Below are 19,166 nucleotides of genomic sequence, written 5' to 3' on the forward strand. Positions count from 1 at the left end.
TCCAGCGCCCGAGCCGTCCAGCGCCCGAGCAGTCCGCCCAGGCACGCGAGTCCTCCCTCCAGGCACTGGCGCCAACCTCCCGGCACCCGCACCAAGCACCCCGCGAAACGCGACCGGGGCGGCCCGCCGCAGCGAACCACCCCGGTCACCATCACCCGCTCAGTCCTCGTCGGAAATCCCCCACCCGGCGGCGGCGGACAACCCCTCGAGGTACCCCATCGCCCGGTCGGTCTTCGGGTAGCGCCGCACCAGCGCCCAGAACGCCGCGTCGTGCCCGGGCTCGCGCAGGTGCGCCAGCTCGTGCACCAGCACGTAGTCCAGCACCCACGGCGGGACCTTCCGCAGCCGGTCGCTGACCCGGATGGTCGCGTCGACCGGCGTGCAGGACGCCCACCGCGTGCGCATCGGCGGCACCCAGCGGACGCTCGCCGGCGTCGCGGCGCCGTCCAGGTACTTGCCCGACAGCAGCGCGCAGCGCGCCAGCAGGGCTTCGTCCGACGTCTTCGGTGACGCCGGCCGACGTGGTTCCGAGCGTTGCAGCTTGCGCTCCATCTCGGCGACCCAGTGTTTCTCCTCCGCCCTGGTCATCCGCGCGGGGATGAGCACGACCAGCGTGTCGTCCTTCCAGTACGCGGTGACCGTCCGGTGCCGACGCTGGCTGCGCCGCACTTCGACCTTGTGTCCGGGTGTGTCCGACGGGGGGTTCGTCTCCCCCCGGCCTCTCAGCGAGGGCATGTGTGCTTCGACCACCCGACAACGGTAAGGCCCGGCACCGACAACTCCGAGCGCCTTAAGGTCACAGAGCCGAGTTGTCCACAGGCATCTCCACTTGTGGACAACTCGGCCGATCCGGCGTCTTCAGCGGCTCGGCGGTCGTCCCCGGGTGCCATCCTGCGGACATGATCCTCTCCACCGCGGACATGCCTCCGGTCCTCCTGCCGGCCCACCCCGCCCTGCTCCCGGGCCTCACGGTGCTGGATCGCGGCACGCGCGAAATCCAGATCGGGCTCGACCCGCGCCATGGCGTGATCGTCGAAAACCTGTCCCCGAACCTCGTCGCCCGGTTGCGCGAGCTCGACGGCAGCACGCCCGTCGAGCGGCTCTTGCTCGCCGAGAGCGAACAGCGCGATCAGCTGCGCACGCTCCTGCGGCAGCTCACCGCGCTCGGCCTGGTCACCGACACGGGCGGGCCCGGCGCCCCGAGCCTGCGCGGCGAAGCCGGCCTCTGGTCGCTGCGGGCCCGCCACCACCAGGTGGCGCTGGCGGGCCGGCGTCGCGCCGCCGCGGTCACCGTCCACGGCAACGGCCGGGTGGCGGTCGCGGTCGCCGTTCTGCTGGCCAACGCCGGGGTGGGACACGTCGAGCTGGAGCTGCCCGGCACCGTGACCGAGCACGACCTCGGCACCGGCTTCGCCGAGGCCGACCTGGGCCGGCTCCGGCGTCAAGCCCTCGGCGACCTGCTCCGCCGGGTCGACCCCGAGGTCCGTGTCACCCGCCTCCACGACCGCTACCCGGAGCTCGTGCTGCTCACCGACGCCGTCGTCGCGGCGCCGGAGATCGTCGCCGAGCTGATGGCGGACGGCGTCCCGCACATGCCGGTCCGCGTCCGCGACGGCACCGGCATCGTCGGGCCGCTGGTGGTGCCGGGCCGCAGTTCGTGCCTGCGCTGCGCCGACCTGCACCGGACCGATCTCGACCCGTGCTGGCCCCGCGTAGCCGGCCAGCTCGCCGGGCGGCACCAGCGGCCCGACCTCGGCGCGATCCAGTCGTGCGCGTCGCTGGCCGTCGCGCAGGCCATGCGACTGCTCTCGCCGGCCGAACCGGCGCCACCGACCTGGAACGCGACCCTCGAGATGGACGCCTTCGACGGCCGGATCCGCCACCGCGGCTGGCCGCCCCACCCGCGGTGCGGCTGCGGCGCGCCGGCGCTACCGCAGGAGACGTAGGCCACTCTGACGCCGCGAGCAGGCTGCGCGCCGCCGAGGACGCAAGGCAGAATCGCGGAGGTGACCGACTTCCGCGACCCAGGCGATCGTGATCCCGCGATGCCGCGCAAGGGTGCCGCCCGTACCGCCAAGCTCGCCAGTCTCCCGCTCGGCATCGCCGGCCGGGCGGTCGGCGGGTGGGGCAAGCGGCTGGCCGGCCAGAGCGCGGAGCAGGTGAACGCGACGCTGTCGGCCAAGGCCGCCGAGCAGCTGTTCGAGGTGCTCGGCACGCTCAAGGGCGGCGCGATGAAGTTCGGCCAGGCGCTGAGCGTGTTCGAGGCGGCGGTGCCCGACGACATGGCGAAGCCGTATCGCGAGGCGCTGACGAAGCTGCAGGCGGCCGCGCCGCCGATGTCGGCCCGGCAGACCCACCGGGTGCTCGCCGAGCAGCTGGGCCGCACGTGGACCAGCCGGTTCACCTCGTTCGAAGACGAGCCGGCGGCGGCCGCGAGCATCGGCCAGGTGCACCGCGCGGTCTGGCACGACGGCCGCCAGGTCGCGGTCAAGGTGCAGTACCCGGGCGCCGACGAGGCGTTGCGCAGCGACCTGCGGCAGCTGCAGCGGTTCAGCAGGCTGTTCCAGGCGTTCGTGCCGGGCACCGAGGTCAAGCCGCTGCTGGCCGAGCTGGCCGAGCGGATGAACGAGGAGCTCGACTACCAGGCCGAGGCCCAGCACCAGCGCGCCTTCGCGAAGGCGTTCGACGGCGATCCCGGCATCCTGGTGCCGCGGGTCGTGGCCAGCGCGCCGAAGGTCGTCGTGACGGAGTGGGTGACCGGCACACCGTTGTCGAAGGTGATCGCGGACGGCGACCGCGAGACCCGGAACCTGGCGGGCCGGCTGCTGGCGGAGTTCCACTACTCCTCGCCCGAGCGCGTCCACCTCCTGCACTCCGACCCGCACCCGGGCAACTTCATGATCACGCCCGACGACAGGTTGTGCGTCATCGACTTCGGCGGCGTGGCCCGGCTGCCCGAGGGCATCCCCCGCCACCTGGGCGAGATGACGCGGCTGGCGCTCGACGGCCAGTCCGCCGAGCTGATGCGCCTGCTGCGGGAGAACCGGTTCATCCGCCCCGACAGCGACCTGACCGCGGACGAAGTGCTGTCGTACCTGGCGCCGTTCACCGAGCCGCTGGCCGAGCCGACGTTCCACTTCACGCGCAAGTGGATGCAGCGGCAGGCGTGGCGAGTCGGCGACAGCCGCGGCAACGACTTCCGCGTCGGGCGTTCGCTCAACCTGCCGCCCGAGTACCTGATGATCCACCGGGTGACGGCGGGGTCAACGGGCATCCTCTGCCAGCTCGACGCCGAGATCCCGGCGCGGGGCATCGTGGAGCGCTGGCAGCCCGGGTTCGCCGCCTGAGTTGTCCACAGGCCCGGCCGCGAACGGCGGAATCCGGGCGAGTTGTCCACAGCCGGCGGGAACGGGGTTCCACCCGGTTGGCCGAGCCGTCATGCTCGAACCATGACTGCTACGCAACGCATCGATCCTCTGGCCCTCCGTAACCCCGGCGGCGGCGAGGTGATGAACCTCGAACAGTTACGCAGGGCCGGGGTGTCCGACCGAAGAACCCGGCGGCTCTGCGGCCCCGGAGGGCCGTGGCGCCGCCTGCACCCCGGTGTCGTCCTGCTGCGCAACTCCGCGCCGACGCGGCAGCAGCGGCTGCACGCCGCGCTGGTGCGGTACGGGCCGAGGGTGGTGATCACGGGTGCCGACGCACTGGTGGCCCACGGCGTGAAGTGCCCGGCCACCGAAGAGCTGCGGCTGCTGGTGCCCGAGCACTGCCGGGTGGCGTCCGGCGAGGGCGTCAGCGCGGTGCGCACGGCGAGGATGCCGGAGGCGGTCGTGATCGACGGGCTGCCGTTCGCCCCGCCGGCGCGCGCGGCGCTCGACCTGGCCAGGGCGGAGCCCGATCCGGCGCAGATCCGGCACCTGCTGACGCTTCCGCTCTACTGGGGCCTGTGTGACAGGCAGGAGCTGCTGACCGAGCTCGACGCCGGGTCCCAACGCGGCACGTCGACGGTCCGGAAGGTGCTCCGCGAGCTCGACGAGGGCCCGATCCAGGCCCACGGTTTGGCGGTCGGAGTGCTCGACGCGGCGAGGCTCCCGCCGCCGGTCTGGGACGTGACGATCTGCGACCGCCGCGGCCGCCGCATCGGCGAGGCCGACGCGTGGTGGGACGAGCTCGGGCTGGCCTGGCAGTACCGCTGCGGCCCGGGTGTCGGCGGGTTCAGCCACCTCGCCCTAGCGGCGACGGGGATCGTCTTGGTCCGCTGCACGGTCCGGCAGCTGCGGCTGGCGACGCGGGAAGTGGCGCAGGAGCTGGCGCACGCGTTCGGCGACGCGTCGCGCACACCGCGGCCGAAGGTCCGCGCGGTCGCGATGGCGCCGATCGGAGACGCGGCGTGATCACCAGTACTCGTCGGGCAGCTTGCCCTCGATGTCGCGAACGTGCTGGCGGGCGCAGTCCGGGCAAAGCCACCGCAGCGCGCCCCGCTCGCGGCTGGACACCCAGGCGAGCGCCGTAGCGGGGTCGTCGTCCGGGCCGCGGGTGCGCCCGCAGCGCGTGCAGACGACCGGCTCGGGCGCGCTCACCGCAACCGTCCACTGTGGATCGCCTTGGCGCCGAAGAGAAAGAGGTCGTCGCGGCGGCCGAGGAAGTCCGGAGAGTCCGGCTCGGTCAAGGCGGCAACGGCCGCACGGTCGTCGTCGGCGAGCTCGTTCGCCGACTCGGCAAGCCAGGCGATGCGATGCACGACGTACTCGCGCAGCAGGTCCGAGCCGGGCATGGGGTGATCGATGAGCGCCCCGAACGACTCGACGTCCTGGAGGCCGGCCTCGCGAAGGGCGCGCGGCCAGCCGTAGGGCATGGCCACGCTGCCGGGAAGCCCGGCCCGCATCCCGGCGAACCACTCGGTCCGCGCGGCGAGCAACCGTTGCTCCAGCCCGGGCCGCCCGAACCCGAGATCCCAAGGGAGGCAACGCATTTCGAGCCCACCTTCACCAATGGCGACAAGGCCGCCGGCCCGCACGAGCCCGGCGAGGGTCCGCAGGGCGGCCTGCTGATCCCCGACGTGGTGCACCACACCGGAAGCCCAGACAAGATCGGCGGCGGGCACCTGCCCGGCCAAGCCGGGATCGTCAAGATCCCCATGTACGGAGACAACCTCAACGGAGTCACCGGCGGCTTCGCCAACGGCTCGCCGAGCCTCGGCGAGCAAGACGGGTGTGGCATCAAGAAGCACAACGGTGCCCCCGCCGGCCCGGGCGAGCTCACGCGCGAAGAGCACGCTCATGCCCCCGGCCCCACACCCGACATCGACAACGGTCGCCCGGCCGGACACCAACCCGAGCAGCCGCCGCGCGACGGGCTCGAGCGCGCCGGCATCAAGGGCATCGGCCATCCGCAGCTGGGCGAGGCGCTCGGCCCAGTCGATGTCGTCGTGGCTGTGTACGGCCATGACGCCATTCAACACCAGCACCACCCGCCACCAGACCACCCAAAGGAGGCCACCCGCCAAACCGGCCCGGGGCACGCAGCCACCAGGCCACTCAGTCGATGCACCTCGGCCGGCCACGGGCGCCGAGCCGCCCCGCGGCTACAACTGCAGCCAAGGCGCAAGCCGCGCCACCACCCCAGCCACCGCGCGAGCATCTCGGCCGACTCATCGGCGCCGAGCCACCCCCGCGGCCATGCCGTCGCGACTGCGGCCCAATGCGCAAGCCACCATCACCCAGCCACCGCGCGAAGCACCTCGGCCGGCGCACCCGTACCAAGCCGCCGCCGCGACAACCGCTCAGGCGCAAGCCGCCGCCACCCGCCATCCAGGCGAAGCACCCGGGCCGACTCGCCAGAGCCGAACCGCCCCGCGACACGCGGCAATGCCACCACCGGCGCGCAGCAACTCACCGCCGAGCCGTCAGCGCACCGCCGCCCGGGCAGCCCCCGAGCCAACTCGGCGAAGCCAACAGACCACCCTGGCCCGGCGGCCGACCACCGCAACGGCGTCGCCCCGGCCCGCGCCCCCACCGCGACCAGCCAACCGGCGAGCAACCCCAACACCGCAGCCCGCCGACCAGCACGAAGGCCCCCGCCACCCGAAGGCGGCAGGGGCCTGCGCTCAGCTCTGGTCCTGGTACCGCTCCGCTCGCCGGTTCGCCCATCGGGCTACCCGCGTCCAGCGGCGTACGGCACGCGCGCTACCTCGGGCCCGCTGGGCGCGGACCCCTTCCTCGATGTCCCGTATTCGGGCCCGGGACAGTTCTTCGTAAAGCAACATCTCGCTGATCTCCTCGATCTCGGTCTTCGTCAACTGCAGCTGCTCGTCGATGCGAGCTTCGTAATCCCTGGTCGTGACCGGTTCGACGCTCATGCGGCGGCGCTCCGGTGATCGCCGGCGGCCTTGGCCGGCGCGACAGCGGCGTTCTTGCGCGGGCGGCCACGGGGCCGCTTGCGCGCGATCACGACACCGCGCTCGAAGATCTCGCCGCCCCAGACGCCCCACGGCTCGCGCCGGGCCAGGGCACCCGCGAGGCAGGCCTCGCGGACCGGGCAGTCGGCGCACTGCGCCTTGGCGCGCTCGAGCTCGGCCGGGGACTCCGCGAACCACAGGTCCGCGTCGCCCGAACGGCAGGGCAGAGCGGCGTCGGGCACCGCGATCGGGTCGAGCAGGTCGGCGAATATTGCCTCACCCGAGGTGTAGGCGATGGCCGAAGACATGGGGGTTCCTCCTTGTGTCGTACGGGTTTTCGGTTGGGAGATGGAGCTGGGCAATGCTGTTCCTCTTGGGTTGTGCAGCCAAAAACACAAAGGCCGCGGATCCGGGTTTTCCGGTTCCGCGGCCTTCGTGAGCCTCTGTCCTGACTAGGTCAGGAACTTCGCTCCCGTATCGACAACGGAACACGGAACTGCTTGATGGTCGGCAGATCAGCCTGCGGGTACGCGGCGAGAACGCCCTGCGTCCCGAAGACGACGACACCGGTGGCCCAACGACGCTCGACGCGACGCATGCCACGGACCTCGTGCGCGCTCACGGACACACCGGTGCCCGGGCGCTGAACGGCCGCGACTTCCGCGGCGCAGGACAGACGGGTGCCCGGGATCGTGAGCATCTTGTTGATGGTCATTTCACCGGCACCTCCTCGTCTGTACTCTGCACACGTGGCCGCCGAGCGGCCTTCACGTGGATCCCCATACCGAGCCCTTCCAGCTCGGTACTGGCAGGTTATTGCTCCCCACCACACCGGGGCAACTCAATTAACGCGAAAATCCTCGAAGTTACGAAGATCGCCCCTGAGCAGCGGGTTCGCCGCGTCGATCATGGCTCGGACGCGGTCGAGGCCACATCGTCGCGGCCCTGGCGGCCGAGCGAGGCCCAGACGCGCACCCGCCGTGCGGGCCGGCCGCGCCACCCGGACGCGCGACGCGGCGCACCGGGCCGACCCCGTCGGTCCCCGCGAGCAAGCCCTCAAGAACCGGCCGACGCCCGCACGACCCCGAGGATCTCCGCGCCGAAGCGCTCGAGCTTCGTCGCGCCGATGCCGGAGATCGACACCAGCGCCGCCTCGTCCACCGGGCGCTGCTCCGCGATCGCCAGCAACGTCGCGTCCGTGAACACCACGAACGCCGGCACCTTCAGCTCACGGGCCCGGTCGCCGCGCCACGACTTCAGCCGCTCCAGCAGACCCTCGTCCACCGTCGACGGGCACCGGCCGCACCGGCCCAGCTTGACCTCGAGGGTCTCCAGCAGCGGCCCGCCGCACACGCGGCAGCGCGTCTTGACCGGCGTCGCCGGCTTCTGCTGGGCGCGGGCCACCCGCGCGGCCGGGTGGTCCTCCGGGATCAGGCCGTAGAGGAACCGGCTGCGCCGCCGGTTGCGGCGCCCGCCCGGCGTGCGGGCCAGCGCCCACGACAGCCACAGGTGCTCGCGGGCCCGCGTCACGCCGACGTAGAACAGCCGGCGCTCCTCTTCGATGGCCGCTTCGTCGTCGCCGGCGTGGAGGATCGGCATCGTCCCCTCGGCGAGGCCGACGAGGAACACCGCGTCCCACTCCAGACCCTTCGCCGCGTGCAGCGACGCCAGCGTCACGCCCTCGACCGTCGGCGGGTGCTGGGCCGCCGCGCGCTGGTCCAGCTCGGCGTTGAACCGGGGCAGGTCCGCGTCCTCGACCGTCGCCGAGAGCTCTTCGGCCAGCTCGACGATCGCCAGGAGCGCGTCCCAGCGCTCCTTGGCCGCGCCACCGGCGGGCGGCGACTCGGTGAGGCCGACGCGCGCGAGCACCGAACGCACCGTCGTGACCAGGTCGGAGCTGCCGTCGCCGGCCGCGGTCCGCAACGCCGACATCGCCTGCCGGACCTCCGTGCGGTTGAAGAACCGCTCGCCGCCGCGGACCAGGTACGGGATGCCGGCCTCGGCCAGCGCCGACTCGTACGCCTCGGACTGGGCGTTCACCCGGTACAGCACCGCGATCTCGCTCGCCGGGACGCCGCCGTCGAGCAGCTCGCGCACCCGGCGGGCGACGGCGTCGGCCTCGACCGCCTCGTCGTCGAACTCGGCGAAGCGCGGCTCCGGGCCCGCCGGCCGCTGGCCGATGAGCTTCAACCGCGACCCCGCCGGCCGGCCCCGCGCCGCGCCGATGACGCGGTTCGCCAGGGAGACGACCTCGGGTGTCGACCGGTAGTCGCGCTCGAGCCGGACGACCGTCGCCTCCGGGAAGCGCCGGGTGAACTCCAGCAGCGGCCGCGGCGACGCGCCGCCGAAGGAGTAAATGGTCTGGTTCGCGTCGCCGACGACGGTCAGGTCGTCGCGGCCGCCCAGCCACGCGTCGAGCAGGCGCTGCTGCAGCGGCGTGACGTCCTGGTACTCGTCGACGACGAAGCAGCGGTAGCGGTCCCGGAACTCCTCGGCGACGGCGCCGTGCTCCTCGAGCACGGCCGTCGTGTGCAGGAGGAGGTCGTCGAAGTCGAGCACCTGCGCGGTGTTCTTCAGCTCCTCGTAGAGCCGGTAGACCTGCGCGATCTGCGCGGCCGGCGCCGGGATGTCGCGCTGGGCGCGGGCGGTGACGGCCGGGTAGTCGTCCGGGCTGACCAGCGACGCCTTCGCCCACTCGATCTCGCTCGCGAGGTCGCGCAGGACCTCGACCTCGGTGCCGAGCTTGGCCCGGTTCGCGGCCTGGCCGACGAACCGCAGCTTGTTGTCCATCAGGTCCCACGGCCGGTCGCCGACCACGCGCGGCCAGAAGTACCGCAGCTGGCGGCGGGCGGCGGCGTGGAACGTCAGCGCCTGGGCCGCCTCGACGCCCAGGCCCCGCAGCCGGGTGCGCATCTCCCCCGCGGCGCGCGTGGTGAACGTGACGGCGAGCACCTGACCGGGGGCGACGTGCCCCGCCCGGACCAGGTGCGCGATGCGGTGGGTGATCGTGCGGGTCTTGCCCGTGCCGGCTCCGGCGAGCACGCAGACCGGCCCTCGCGGGGCACCGGCGGCGGCGCGCTGCTCGGGGTCGAGACCATCGAGCAAACGGTTCAGGCTCTTGGGGGAAAGTACGCCGGTCACGTCCCGCATCCTCGCAGAGGGGGACGGGGAATCGGGGCAGGGGCACGCGGCCGTATCCTGGACATATGGCGGGACAGCAGGACAAGGAAGCGGCCAAGCAGGCCAAGAAGGAGAAGCGCGCGGCGAGCAAGGCCCGCCGTGGCCAGCTCTTCGAAGCCTTCAAGATGCAGCGCAAGGAAGACCCCTGGCTCATCCCGTGGATGGTCGGGTCGATCGTCGTCGTCGCGGGCGTGGCGTTCGGCATCGGGTTCTTCTTCGACGCCCAGTGGGCGCTGCTGCCGCTGGGCATCGTGCTCGGCGCCCTGCTCGCCATGATCATCTTCGGCCGGCGCGTCCAGAAGACGGTCTACGGGAAGGCCGACGGCCAGCCCGGCGCCGCGGCGTGGGCGCTGGAGAACCTCCGCGGCAAGTGGAAGGTGACGCCGACCGTCGCCGCGACGACGCAGCTCGACGCCGTGCACCGCGTGCTCGGCGGCCCGGGCGTGGTGCTCGTCGCGGAGGGCGCGCCGCACCGCGTCAAGACCCTGCTCGCCCAGGAGAAGAAGCGCGTCTCCCGCCTGATCGGCGACACCCCGATCTACGACGTGACGATCGGCCACGACGAAGGCCAGATCCCGCTGAAGAAGCTCCAGGGCTACCTGATGAAGCTGCCGCGCAACCTCAAGCCGGCCCAGGTCGACGCCCTCGAGGCCAAGCTGGCCGCGCTCGGCAACCGCGGCGCGGCCATGCCGAAGGGCCCGATGCCCGCCGGCGCGAAGATGCGCAACGTCCAGCGCACGATCCGCCGCCGCTGACCCCGCGCCATGAGAAAGGCCCCGTCCGGAATCCCGGACGGGGCCTTTCTCTTTGGTCGACGCGTCGTGGGTCAGCGCATCCGGATGACGACGGTGCCGGTCAGCCGGTCGAGCCAGCTGCGGCCGTCGGCGTTGCGGACGGCCGCCGGGATGATGACGAACGTCAGCACCGCCCGGACCAGCGCCCGCAGCGGCCCGACCAGCGCGGCGCCGTCGAGCCGGGCCACGCGGACGCCGACGACGGCCATGCCGGGGGTGAAGCCGAAGAAGCCCGCGGAGATGACGGACAGCACCGCCCACACCCCGCCGGACCAGAGGTTGAAGTTCTGCATCGCGGCCGGGTCCTGCAGGCTGGGGTGCAGGAAGATGGCCGTGACCAGGGCCGCGACGACGAGGTCGACGATCAGCCCGAGCAGCCGGGCGCCCCCGCTCGCCGCCGACCCGACGCCCGATTCGGGCAATCCGAACTTCTCGCCCGGCCAGCGCGAGTCGACGTCCGGCCGGCCTTCGCCGGTCCCGGGCAGCCATTCACCGGTCCATCTCGCCACCCGTCCAGGGTATGCCGGTGGCGCAGACCACGTTCGCCCTGGTCGGATAGCCGTATTCAGTGGCCCGTTAACACCCGCGAAACATACGGGTGACTGTCGGGCAACACCGCCCTCTTAGCGTGAGCCGAAGAGAGCACTGCCGTACGAGCTCGAACGAGAAGGAGTCACCGAGGGTGCCCACTACTCCAGACGACATCCAGCGCCTCATCGCCGACGAGAACGTCGAGGTCATCGACGTCCAGTTCTGCGACCTGCCCGGCGTGATGCAGCACTTCACGGTCCCCGCGAAGGCCTTCACCGAAGAGGCCTACGAAGAGGGTCTCGCGTTCGACGGCTCCTCGGTGCGCGGCTTCCAGTCCATCCACGAGTCCGACATGCTGCTCCTGCCGGACGCGGCGACCGCGCGGATCGACCCGTTCCGCAAGGCGAAGACCCTCGCGCTGAACTTCTTCGTGCACGACCCGTTCACCCGTGAGGCGTACAGCCGTGACCCGCGCAACATCGCGCGCAAGGCCGAGCAGTACATCTCCGAGTACGGCGTCGCCGACAACGTCTTCTTCGGTCCCGAGGCCGAGTTCTACATCTTCGACTCGGTGCGCTTCGACTCCGCCGAGCACGCCTCGTTCCACGAGATCGACTCGGTCGAGGGCTGGTGGAACACCGGCACCGACGAGCCCGGCGGCAACCAGGGCTACAAGACGAAGTTCAAGGGCGGCTACTTCCCGGTCCCGCCGGTCGACCACTTCGCCGACCTGCGCGACGACATCGTCCGCAACCTGACGAACACCGGGTTCGAGATCGAGCGCGCGCACCACGAGGTGGGCACCGCCGGCCAGACCGAGATCAACTACAAGTTCAACACGCTGCTGCACGCGGCCGACGACCTGCAGCTGTTCAAGTACATCGTGAAGAACACGGTGTTCGCGGCGGGCAAGACGGCGACGTTCATGCCGAAGCCCCTCGCCGGCGACAACGGCTCGGGCATGCACTGCCACCAGTCGCTGTGGAAGGACGGCCAGCCGCTGTTCCACGACGAGTCGGGCTACGCCGGGCTGTCGGACACCGCGCGCCACTACATCGGCGGTCTGCTCAAGCACGCGCCGAGCCTGCTGGCCTTCACGAACCCGACGGTGAACTCCTACCACCGCCTGGTGCCGGGCTTCGAGGCGCCGGTTTCGCTGGTGTACTCGCAGCGCAACCGTTCGGCCTGCGTGCGCATCCCGATCACGGGCAACAACCCGAAGGCCAAGCGCGCCGAGTTCCGCTGCCCGGACTCGTCGGGCAACCCGTACCTGGCGTTCTCGGCGATGATGATGGCCGGCCTGGACGGCATCAAGAACAAGATCGAGCCGGCCGACCCGATCGACAAGGACCTCTACGAGCTCCCGCCGGAGGAGGCCAAGAACGTCAAGCTGGTCCCGGGCGACCTGGGCACGGTGCTGGACACCCTGGAGGCGGACCACGACTACCTGCTCGAAGGTGGCGTGTTCACCCCGGACGTGATCGAGACGTGGATCGCGTACAAGCGCGAGCACGAGATCGACCCGCTGCGCCTGCGCCCGCACCCGTACGAGTTCGCCCTGTACTACGACGTGTGATCGGGTAGTACGACCCACGGACACGCCGGTGGCGAGGAGCGAAAAGCCCTCGCCGCCGGCGTTTCTTTCATTCCGACGTCGACAACATCCTCAGGTCCGCGCCCGCCGCTTCGAAGACGCCGCGGGGGTTCGGGACCAGTTTTCGCAGCTCCAGGTCCATCATCCCCAGCGTGCAGCTGATCTCCGCGGCGACCGTGCCGTCCAGCTTGGTGATCGTCGAGTCCATCTTGAACGTCTTGCCCGTGCCGAACTTGACGTCGCACGTCACGTCGACCTCGTCGCCCGCTCTCAGCTCTCGGCGGAACACCACGTTCGTCTCCAGCAGGACCGATGCCACGTTGCCCAGGCCCTTCAGCGCGCCCGCCGCTTCCAGCAGCTCGAGCCGGGAAACTTCGCCGTACGAGTGGTACACAGCGTGGTTGAGGTGGCCCAGGGTGTCCAACTCGTAGTGCCGGACCTTGATCCGGGTCCGGAACGGCTCGCGCTCAGTCACCCGCCCACTGTAGGTCAGGCCTCGTAGAACAGGTGCTCCACTACGGTGTGCGCCCGCCGCGTGATGCGGCGGTACAGGTCCAGGAACTCCCCCGGGTCATCGTCCGACGACTGGCCCAGCACCCGAGCCACCGCCACCAGGTCGCGGCCCGACCCCGGGACCTCGTCGACCGCCTTGCCGCGCACCAGCATCCCCGCGTTGCGCACGCGCGTCGCCAGGAGCCACGCCTCGCGCAGTGATTCCGCTTCGGACTCCGAGGCCAGCCCGGCTTCGGGCAGGCACGCCAAGGCCTCCAGCGTCGACGTCGTCCGCAGGGCCGGGTTCGCGCCCGCGTGCTGGAGCTGCAGCAGCTGCACCGTCCACTCGACGTCGGCGAGGCCGCCTCGGCCCAGCTTCGTGTGGCGGGTCGGGTCGGCGCCGCGGGGCATGCGCTCGGTCTCCACCCTCGCCTTGATGCGGCGGATCTCCCGCGCCTTCGTCCCGTCCAGGCCGCCCTCGGGGTAGCGGATCGGGTCGATCATCGCGATGAAACGCTCGCCCAGGTCGTCGTCGCCCGCGATGAACCGGGCCCGCAGCAGTGCCTGCGCCTCCCAGACCTCGCCCCACCGCGCGTAGTAGGCGCGGTACGACTCCAGCGTGCGGACCAGCGGCCCGCTCCGGCCCTCCGGCCGCAGGTCGGCGTCGACCTCCAGGGCCGGGTCCGAACTGGGTGCGCCCAGCATCTTCCGGACGGTCTCCGCGACCGACGAAGCGAACTTCACCGCGTCGGCGTCCGAGACGCCTTCAGTCGGCTCGCACACGAAGAGCACGTCGGCGTCGGAGCCGTAGCCGAGTTCGGCGCCGCCGAGCCGCCCCATGCCGATGACGGCGATGCGGGCCGGCGTCTTGCCCAGCTCCGCCTGGCGCTGCCGGAACGCCGCCGCCAGCGCGCCCTGCAGCACCGCGACCCAGACCGCGGACAGCGCTTCGCACACCGCCGGGACGTCGAGCAGGCCCAGCAGGTCCGCGCACGCGATCCGCAGCAGCTCGTGCCGGCGCAGCGAGCGCGCGGCGGCGACAGCGGCGTTCAACCCGGGTTGCCGCCGGACGGCCGCCCGCAGCGACGTCGCCACCTCGGCCGGCGTGCGACCCAGCAGGCGGGCCGGATCGCCGAGCAGGCGCAGCACCTCGGGCGCGCGCACCAGCAGGTCCGGCACCAGCCGCGACGTCCCGAGCAGCAGCGCCAGGTTTTCGACGACCGTGCCCTCATCACGCAGCACCCGCAAGTACCACGGCGTGTCCTCGAGCGCCTCGGACACCTTCCGGTACGACAGCAGGCCGCCGTCGGGGTCCGGGGTGTCGGCGAGCAGGTCGAGCAGCACCGGCAGCAGCGCCTGCTGGATCGCGGCCCGCCGCGAGACACCCGCGGTGAGGGCCTTGATGTGCTGGAGCGCGCCGTCGGGCGCGGTGTAGCCGAGCGCGGCCAGCCGGCTGGCCGCCTGCTTGGTCGTCAGGCGCAGGGCCTCGGTCGGCACGTTCGCGACCGACTGCAGCAGCGGCCGGTAGAAGATCTTTTCGTGCAGCCGCCGGATGCCCTTCGCGTGCTTCCGGAACTCCGCCAGCAGCGAGTCGCCCTGGCTCTTGCCGCCGGCGGCCTTCACGCCGCTGGCTCGCGCGAGGATGCGCAGCTCGTCGGTGTCGGTCGTCGCCGGGAACAGGTGGGTGCGGCGCAGCCGCCGCAGTTGCAGGCGGTGCTCGATCATCCGCAGGAACTCGTACGACGCGCCCAGCTCGGCGGCGTCCTGGCGGCCGACGTACCCGCCTTCACCCAGCGCCGCGAGCGCGTCCATCGTGGACGGCGACCGCAGCTCGTCGTCGATCCGGCCGTGGACCAGCTGCAACAGTTGCACCGCGAACTCGACGTCGCGCAGGCCGCCGCGGCCCAGCTTGAGCTCGCGTTCGGCGTGCTCGGACGGCACGTGCCCTTCGACGCGACGGCGCATCTGCTGCACCTCGCCGACGAAGTTCTCCCGGTCGGCCGCCGACCACACCAGCGGCGCCACCATCTCGGCGTACTGCCGGCCGAGCTCGGCGTCGCCGGCCACCGGACGCGCCTTGAGCAGCGCCTGGAACTCCCAGGTCTTGGCCCACTTCTGGTAGTAGCCGTGGTGGCTCTCGAGGGTGCGGACGAGCGCGCCGGCCTTGCCTTCGGGGCGCAGCGCCGCGTCGACCTCGAAGCACGCCTTGCCGACGACGCGCATCATCGTGCTCGCCAGCCGCGTCGCGACTCCGAGGTCTTCGGCTCCGACGAAGATGACGTCGACGTCGGAAACGTAGTTGAGCTCGCGGCCACCGCACTTGCCCATCGCGATGATCGCGAGGTTGCCGTCGGCCGGCGCGCCGACCTCGGCCTCGGCGGCGACCAGCCCGGCGGCGAGCGCGGCCTCGGCCAGCTCGGTGAGCTGCGCGGCGACCTCGACGTAGGTCGGGCGCTCGAGGCCGGTCTCGACGAGGTGCCCGAGGTCCGCGGCCGCGATGCCGAGCAGCTGGCCGCGATAGCCGATCTTGAGGGCCTGCTCCGCTTCGAGCCCGGTCAGGACCTCGCCCTTGTCGTCCAGCAGGGACGTGCGCAGCGCTTCCCGGTACTGGGCCGGGTCGGTGCTCTTCTTGCCGGTGAGCAGCTGCCACTCGGCCGGGTTCGCGGCGAGGAAGTCCGCCAGCGCGCTGGAGGTCCCCAGCACGCTGAGGAACCGGCCGCGGAACGTGCGGTTCGCGCGGAGCTGCTCCTCGAGCCGCGTCCACTCGGCGTCGTCGGCCTCGCGGATCCGGTCGATGCCGCGCAGCGCGAGGTCGGGGTCGGCGGCGCGGGACAGCGCCGCGATGACGTCGGCGGCCGCGGCGACCGGGCCGCCGTCGGCCCACCAGCCGGCCGCGCGCAGCTGCCCCTCGGCACGGGCGTCGGTGAAGCCGTACCTCGCCGCCGAAGCGGTCGTTCGCGCGCGGTCTGCCATCACCGACCACCGTATCCCGGCAGCCGGGGTCAGGCGGCCAGCCGACCCGGTTCGACGTCGGCCGGCGTCGGCTCGGGCACCTGGAAGCTGTGCGCGCTGACGGGATTGCGGCGCGAAAGGACGTAGATCCCGATGCCGACACCGATCCCGACCACACCGACGGAGATGGTGCCCGCGGCGCCGAGCGACGCGATCTTGCCGGAGATCGCGCCGACGACCGCGGCGGCGGGCAGCGTGAACAGCCACGCGACGACCATCCGGCCGGCCATCCGCCAGCGGACCGGGGCGTCCCGGCGCCCGACGCCGGAGCCGACGATGCCGCCGGAGCACACGTGCGTCGTCGACAGCGGGAAGCCCAGCCGCGACGAGATCAGGATGACCAGCGCCGAGCTCGTCTGGGCGGCGAAGCCCTGCGGGCCCTCGATGTCGGTCAGGCCCTTGCCGAGGGTGTGGGTGATGCGCCAGCCGCCGAGGTAGGTGCCGGCCGCCAGCGCGCACGCGGCACTGATGATCACCCAGACGGGTGGCGCCGAGCCGGGCGCCAGGCTGCCCGCGCTGACGAGGGTGAGCGTGATGACGCCCATCGTCTTCTGCGCGTCGTTGGTGCCGTGCGCGAGGGAGACGAGCGAGGCCGAGACGATCTGGCCGACCTTGAACCCGCGGGTGGCCGGGCGGTTCCGGACCAGGAAGCGGTAGACGAGGTAGGTCGCGACCAGCGCGACCAGGCCGGCGATCACCGGGCTGGCGGCGGCCGGGACGAGCACCTTCTCGACGATCTTTCCGAAGTGGACCGAGTCGGCGCCCGCCGACACCCAGGTGGCGCCGATCAGGCCGCCGAACAGGGCGTGCGACGAGCTCGACGGCAGGCCGACGAACCACGTCACGAGGTTCCAGACGATCGCGCCGATCAGCCCGCCGAACACGATCGACGGGCCGATCTTCGTGTCGTCCACCAGGCCGCTGGAGATCGTCTTGGCGACCTCCACCGACAGGAACGCGCCGACCAGGTTCAGCACCGCGGAGATCGCGACGGCGACGCGGGGCTTGAGGGCCCCGGTCGCGATCGACGTCGCCATCGAGTTCGCGGTGTCGTGGAACCCGTTCGTGAAATCGAATACCAGGGCCGTGACGACAACGAGCACGACCAGCAACGAGGGCTCCACCCCGACCTCCGAACCCTTGTGGGGACTCCTTCCGCAAGGTACCTGACGGGTGACACTCGCTGTTAACAGGCCGTTGACGATTGTGACGCTTTCCGTTAAGCGAGCGGTAAAGTCCGTTGACTCTCGGCAGCGGGCTCGAGCTCTCCGGCCGCCAACCGGACGAAGCGCTGCGCGAACGGACGCCAGGTTTCCTCGATGTCGGTGTGCACAGTGATCAACTTGTCGTGCTCGAGTGAGCCCGGACGGGCGAATTCCGCCAGCTCGGGCTCATCCGCGGCCCAGCTCTCGACGACGGTCGGTGTCGTCTCGATGTGGAACTGGACACCGTAGACACAACGGCTGATCCGGAAGGCCTGGTTCTGGTACCGCGGCGCGGACGCGAGCAGCTCGGCGCCGGGCGGGAGCCGGGTGATGGCGTCGGTGTGGAACTGGAGGACGTCCTGCATGAGCGGCAGGTCGGCGAAGAGCGGGTCGGTCCACGCCGCGTCCTTCTTCGAGACGAGGTGCGGACCGACCTCGGGCCCGTCCGGCCCGACCTCGACGCGGCCCCCGGTCGCGACGGCCAGCAGCTGCGCGCCGAGGCAGATGCCCAGGGTAGGCAGCTTCTTCATGGCGGCCTTCGCCAGCAGCCGGCGGACGTCGAAGAGCCACGGGTGCTTCGCGTCGTCCTCCGCGGCCATGCCCCCGCCGAGGCAGACGACACCCCGGTAGCCGTCGACGTCGGCGGGCAGGTCGTCCTTCGGCGGCAGCCGGACGTCGAGCTCCGCGCCGGCGTCGGTCAGCCAGTCGCCGAGGGGGCCGAGCGGATCGGACGCGTCGGGCTGGATGATGAGCAGTCGTGTCACGCTTTTCAGGGTAGGTGGCTCAGCAGGCGCAGCGGATCCCGGCTGTTTGTTCCGGTGTCCCTTCGGTCGGGTACCCGGCGGCGATCCAGCTCGTGATGCCGCCGGAGAGCCGTTTGACCTTGAAGCCCAGCTCGGCGAGCTTGAGCGCGCCCTTCGTGGCGGCGTTGCAGTCGGCGCTCTCGCAGTAGCAGACGTAGACCAGGTCCCGGTCCAGGTCCTTCGTGGTCTCCGGCGTCAGGTCCCGGTAGGGCAGGTTGATCGCGCCGGGGATGCGAGCGCTTCGGAACGCCTCGGGCGCGCGGGTCTCCACGACGACGTAGCCCTCGGTGCGGCCGGCCTCGATGTCCCGGACGAGGTCGTCGGGATCGACTTCGAAGGCGAGTTCGGCGCCGAAGTAGCGCTTGGCGGCCTCCGGGGCCGGGGCGGGGACGGTGAGCGTGCGTGTCATGGGGTAAATCCTGCTGGCCGGGGCGCTGCCGGCACAGGGCAGAATCGGGGTGGAAGCCCGGTGCTGCCGGGGATTTCCCTGTTCTGGCCGTCCGACCCCGGGAGAGTTGCGGTGGACCCCCTCGACGACGTCGACTGGCACCTGCTGGAGCTCCTCCAGGCGGACGGCCGGCTGAGCTTCTCGGAGCTGGGGCGGCGGGTGTCGCTCTCGGGCTCGGCCGTGACGGAACGGGTGCGGCGCCTCGAGGAGCGGGGCGTGATCACCGGCTACGGGGCGCACGTCGACACGTCGAAGCTGGGGTTGCCGATCGAGGCGCTGGTGCGGGCGCGAGTCCGGAGCTTGGACACCCCGCGGTTCCGGACGGCGGTGCTGCCGCTGCCGCAGGTCATCGCGGCGGACCACATCACCGGGGACGAGTGCTGGATCCTGCGGGTGCTGTGCCGGGACACGGCGGAGCTGGAGGAGCTGGTCGAGAAGGTGCAGCGGTACGGCGAGACGACGACGTCGCTGGTGCTGTCGTCGCCGTTGCGCCGGCGTCCGCCCGCCCGGCCGACCCGGAAATAGAGAAAGGGCCTGGGCCGGGAGACCGAAGTCTCTACCGGGCCCAGGCCCTTCTCCAACGTAAGTTCGGCGGTGTCCTACTCTCCCACAACCCTTCGGTTGCAGTACCATCGGCGCTGTCAGGCTTAGCTTCCGGGTTCGGAATGGGACCGGGCGTTTCCCTGACGCTAAAACCACCGAAACACTAC

19 protein-coding genes and 1 rRNA gene are annotated in these 19,166 nt (G+C 71.7%); 6 read left to right on the forward strand and 14 right to left on the reverse strand.

The window, feature by feature from the left end; translation table 11 throughout:
• Positions 1-159 precede the first annotated feature (159 nt).
• Entirely contained in the window at positions 160-669 is a 510-nt protein-coding gene (locus tag M8542_RS33380) for a M48 metallopeptidase family protein (protein WP_257924280.1), read from the reverse strand.
• Between the two features lie 230 nt (positions 670-899).
• Here M8542_RS33380 and M8542_RS33385 point away from each other — a divergent pair, with 230 nt between their 5' ends.
• From M8542_RS33385 to M8542_RS33395, 3 genes are all read left to right on the forward strand, one after another.
• On the forward strand, positions 900-1,946 hold the full coding sequence (locus tag M8542_RS33385) for a hypothetical protein (RefSeq protein ID WP_257924281.1): 1,047 nt from the start codon (positions 900-902) through the stop codon (positions 1,944-1,946).
• A 60-nt stretch (positions 1,947-2,006) separates the two neighbouring features.
• Positions 2,007-3,347, forward strand: coding sequence for an ABC1 kinase family protein (locus tag M8542_RS33390; protein ID WP_257924283.1), 1,341 nt, complete (start codon positions 2,007-2,009; stop codon positions 3,345-3,347).
• 162 nt (positions 3,348-3,509) lie between these two features.
• Entirely contained in the window at positions 3,510-4,394 is an 885-nt protein-coding gene (locus tag M8542_RS33395; RefSeq protein ID WP_257924305.1) for a hypothetical protein, read from the forward strand.
• Here M8542_RS33395 and M8542_RS33400 read toward each other — a convergent pair whose 3' ends face one another.
• From M8542_RS33400 to M8542_RS33425, 6 genes are all read right to left on the reverse strand, one after another.
• Positions 4,395-4,580, reverse strand: coding sequence for a hypothetical protein (locus M8542_RS33400; protein ID WP_257924284.1), 186 nt, complete (start codon positions 4,578-4,580; stop codon positions 4,395-4,397).
• A complete protein-coding gene (locus M8542_RS33405) occupies positions 4,577-5,446 on the reverse strand; it encodes a class I SAM-dependent methyltransferase (RefSeq protein ID WP_257924306.1) in 870 nt (289 codons plus the stop codon). The genes M8542_RS33400 and M8542_RS33405 overlap by 4 nt, the downstream gene beginning before the upstream one ends.
• Before the next feature lie 660 nt (positions 5,447-6,106).
• On the reverse strand, positions 6,107-6,358 hold the full coding sequence (locus M8542_RS33410; RefSeq protein ID WP_257924285.1) for a hypothetical protein: 252 nt from the start codon (positions 6,356-6,358) through the stop codon (positions 6,107-6,109).
• Positions 6,355-6,705: a WhiB family transcriptional regulator gene (locus M8542_RS33415; protein WP_257924286.1), complete on the reverse strand. Its 351-nt coding sequence runs from the start codon at positions 6,703-6,705 to the stop codon at positions 6,355-6,357. The genes M8542_RS33410 and M8542_RS33415 overlap by 4 nt, the downstream gene beginning before the upstream one ends.
• 149 nt (positions 6,706-6,854) lie before the next feature.
• The gene (locus M8542_RS33420; RefSeq protein WP_257924287.1) at positions 6,855-7,112 is read right to left on the reverse strand and encodes a hypothetical protein; all 258 of its coding nucleotides are present in this window, start codon (positions 7,110-7,112) and stop codon (positions 6,855-6,857) included.
• A gap of 341 nt (positions 7,113-7,453) precedes the next feature.
• Positions 7,454-9,538: an ATP-dependent DNA helicase UvrD2 gene (locus M8542_RS33425; RefSeq protein ID WP_257924288.1), complete on the reverse strand. Its 2,085-nt coding sequence runs from the start codon at positions 9,536-9,538 to the stop codon at positions 7,454-7,456.
• Positions 9,539-9,603: 65 nt separating this feature from the next.
• Here M8542_RS33425 and M8542_RS33430 point away from each other — a divergent pair, with 65 nt between their 5' ends.
• The gene (locus tag M8542_RS33430; protein ID WP_257924289.1) at positions 9,604-10,332 is read left to right on the forward strand and encodes a DUF4191 domain-containing protein; all 729 of its coding nucleotides are present in this window, start codon (positions 9,604-9,606) and stop codon (positions 10,330-10,332) included.
• Positions 10,333-10,403: 71 nt separating this feature from the next.
• On the opposite strand, the gene M8542_RS33435 is transcribed toward M8542_RS33430, so the two are convergent.
• On the reverse strand, positions 10,404-10,793 hold the full coding sequence (locus M8542_RS33435; RefSeq protein ID WP_308210310.1) for an RDD family protein: 390 nt from the start codon (positions 10,791-10,793) through the stop codon (positions 10,404-10,406).
• A 260-nt stretch (positions 10,794-11,053) separates the two neighbouring features.
• Between M8542_RS33435 and glnA the strand changes: the two genes are divergently transcribed.
• Positions 11,054-12,478 carry a type I glutamate--ammonia ligase gene (glnA, locus tag M8542_RS33440; RefSeq protein ID WP_257924291.1) on the forward strand — a complete coding sequence of 475 codons (1,425 nt, stop codon included), beginning with the start codon at positions 11,054-11,056 and terminating at the stop codon, positions 12,476-12,478.
• Between the two features lie 67 nt (positions 12,479-12,545).
• On the opposite strand, the gene M8542_RS33445 is transcribed toward glnA, so the two are convergent.
• The 5 genes from M8542_RS33445 to M8542_RS33465 form a co-directional block, all read right to left on the reverse strand.
• Positions 12,546-12,971, reverse strand: coding sequence for an acyl-CoA thioesterase (locus M8542_RS33445; protein WP_257924292.1), 426 nt, complete (start codon positions 12,969-12,971; stop codon positions 12,546-12,548).
• 14 nt (positions 12,972-12,985) lie between these two features.
• Positions 12,986-15,961 carry a bifunctional [glutamine synthetase] adenylyltransferase/[glutamine synthetase]-adenylyl-L-tyrosine phosphorylase gene (locus M8542_RS33450; RefSeq protein ID WP_257924293.1) on the reverse strand — a complete coding sequence of 992 codons (2,976 nt, stop codon included), beginning with the start codon at positions 15,959-15,961 and terminating at the stop codon, positions 12,986-12,988.
• A 29-nt stretch (positions 15,962-15,990) separates the two neighbouring features.
• Positions 15,991-17,124, reverse strand: a complete 1,134-nt coding sequence (locus tag M8542_RS33455; protein WP_257924294.1) for an inorganic phosphate transporter — start codon at positions 17,122-17,124, stop codon at positions 15,991-15,993.
• 95 nt (positions 17,125-17,219) lie between these two features.
• Entirely contained in the window at positions 17,220-17,969 is a 750-nt protein-coding gene (locus tag M8542_RS33460; protein ID WP_257924295.1) for a type 1 glutamine amidotransferase, read from the reverse strand.
• Positions 17,970-17,988: 19 nt separating this feature from the next.
• On the reverse strand, positions 17,989-18,417 hold the full coding sequence (locus M8542_RS33465) for a rhodanese-like domain-containing protein (protein WP_257924296.1): 429 nt from the start codon (positions 18,415-18,417) through the stop codon (positions 17,989-17,991).
• Positions 18,418-18,528: 111 nt separating this feature from the next.
• Between M8542_RS33465 and M8542_RS33470 the strand changes: the two genes are divergently transcribed.
• On the forward strand, positions 18,529-18,981 hold the full coding sequence (locus M8542_RS33470) for an Lrp/AsnC family transcriptional regulator (RefSeq protein ID WP_257924297.1): 453 nt from the start codon (positions 18,529-18,531) through the stop codon (positions 18,979-18,981).
• A 61-nt stretch (positions 18,982-19,042) separates the two neighbouring features.
• Here M8542_RS33470 and rrf read toward each other — a convergent pair.
• Positions 19,043-19,159 (reverse strand): 5S ribosomal RNA (gene rrf / locus M8542_RS33475).
• Positions 19,160-19,166: the final 7 nt, after the last annotated feature.

Origin of the sequence: Amycolatopsis iheyensis, from assembly GCF_024703995.1 — a bacterium.
Classification (GTDB): domain Bacteria; phylum Actinomycetota; class Actinomycetes; order Mycobacteriales; family Pseudonocardiaceae; genus Amycolatopsis; species Amycolatopsis iheyensis.

Coding starts and splice junctions, on each gene's coding strand:
- M8542_RS33385 (WP_257924281.1), top strand. CDS start 900: ATGATCCTCTCCACCGCGGACATGCCTCCGGTCCTCCTGCCGGCCCAC.
- M8542_RS33395 (WP_257924305.1), top strand. CDS start 3,510: ATGAACCTCGAACAGTTACGCAGGGCCGGGGTGTCCGACCGAAGAACC.
- M8542_RS33405 (WP_257924306.1), bottom strand. CDS start 5,446: ATGGCCGTACACAGCCACGACGACATCGACTGGGCCGAGCGCCTCGCC.
- M8542_RS33410 (WP_257924285.1), bottom strand. CDS start 6,358: ATGAGCGTCGAACCGGTCACGACCAGGGATTACGAAGCTCGCATCGAC.
- M8542_RS33415 (WP_257924286.1), bottom strand. CDS start 6,705: ATGTCTTCGGCCATCGCCTACACCTCGGGTGAGGCAATATTCGCCGAC.
- M8542_RS33420 (WP_257924287.1), bottom strand. CDS start 7,112: ATGACCATCAACAAGATGCTCACGATCCCGGGCACCCGTCTGTCCTGC.
- M8542_RS33430 (WP_257924289.1), top strand. CDS start 9,604: ATGGCGGGACAGCAGGACAAGGAAGCGGCCAAGCAGGCCAAGAAGGAG.
- M8542_RS33450 (WP_257924293.1), bottom strand. CDS start 15,961: ATGGCAGACCGCGCGCGAACGACCGCTTCGGCGGCGAGGTACGGCTTC.
- M8542_RS33465 (WP_257924296.1), bottom strand. CDS start 18,417: ATGACACGCACGCTCACCGTCCCCGCCCCGGCCCCGGAGGCCGCCAAG.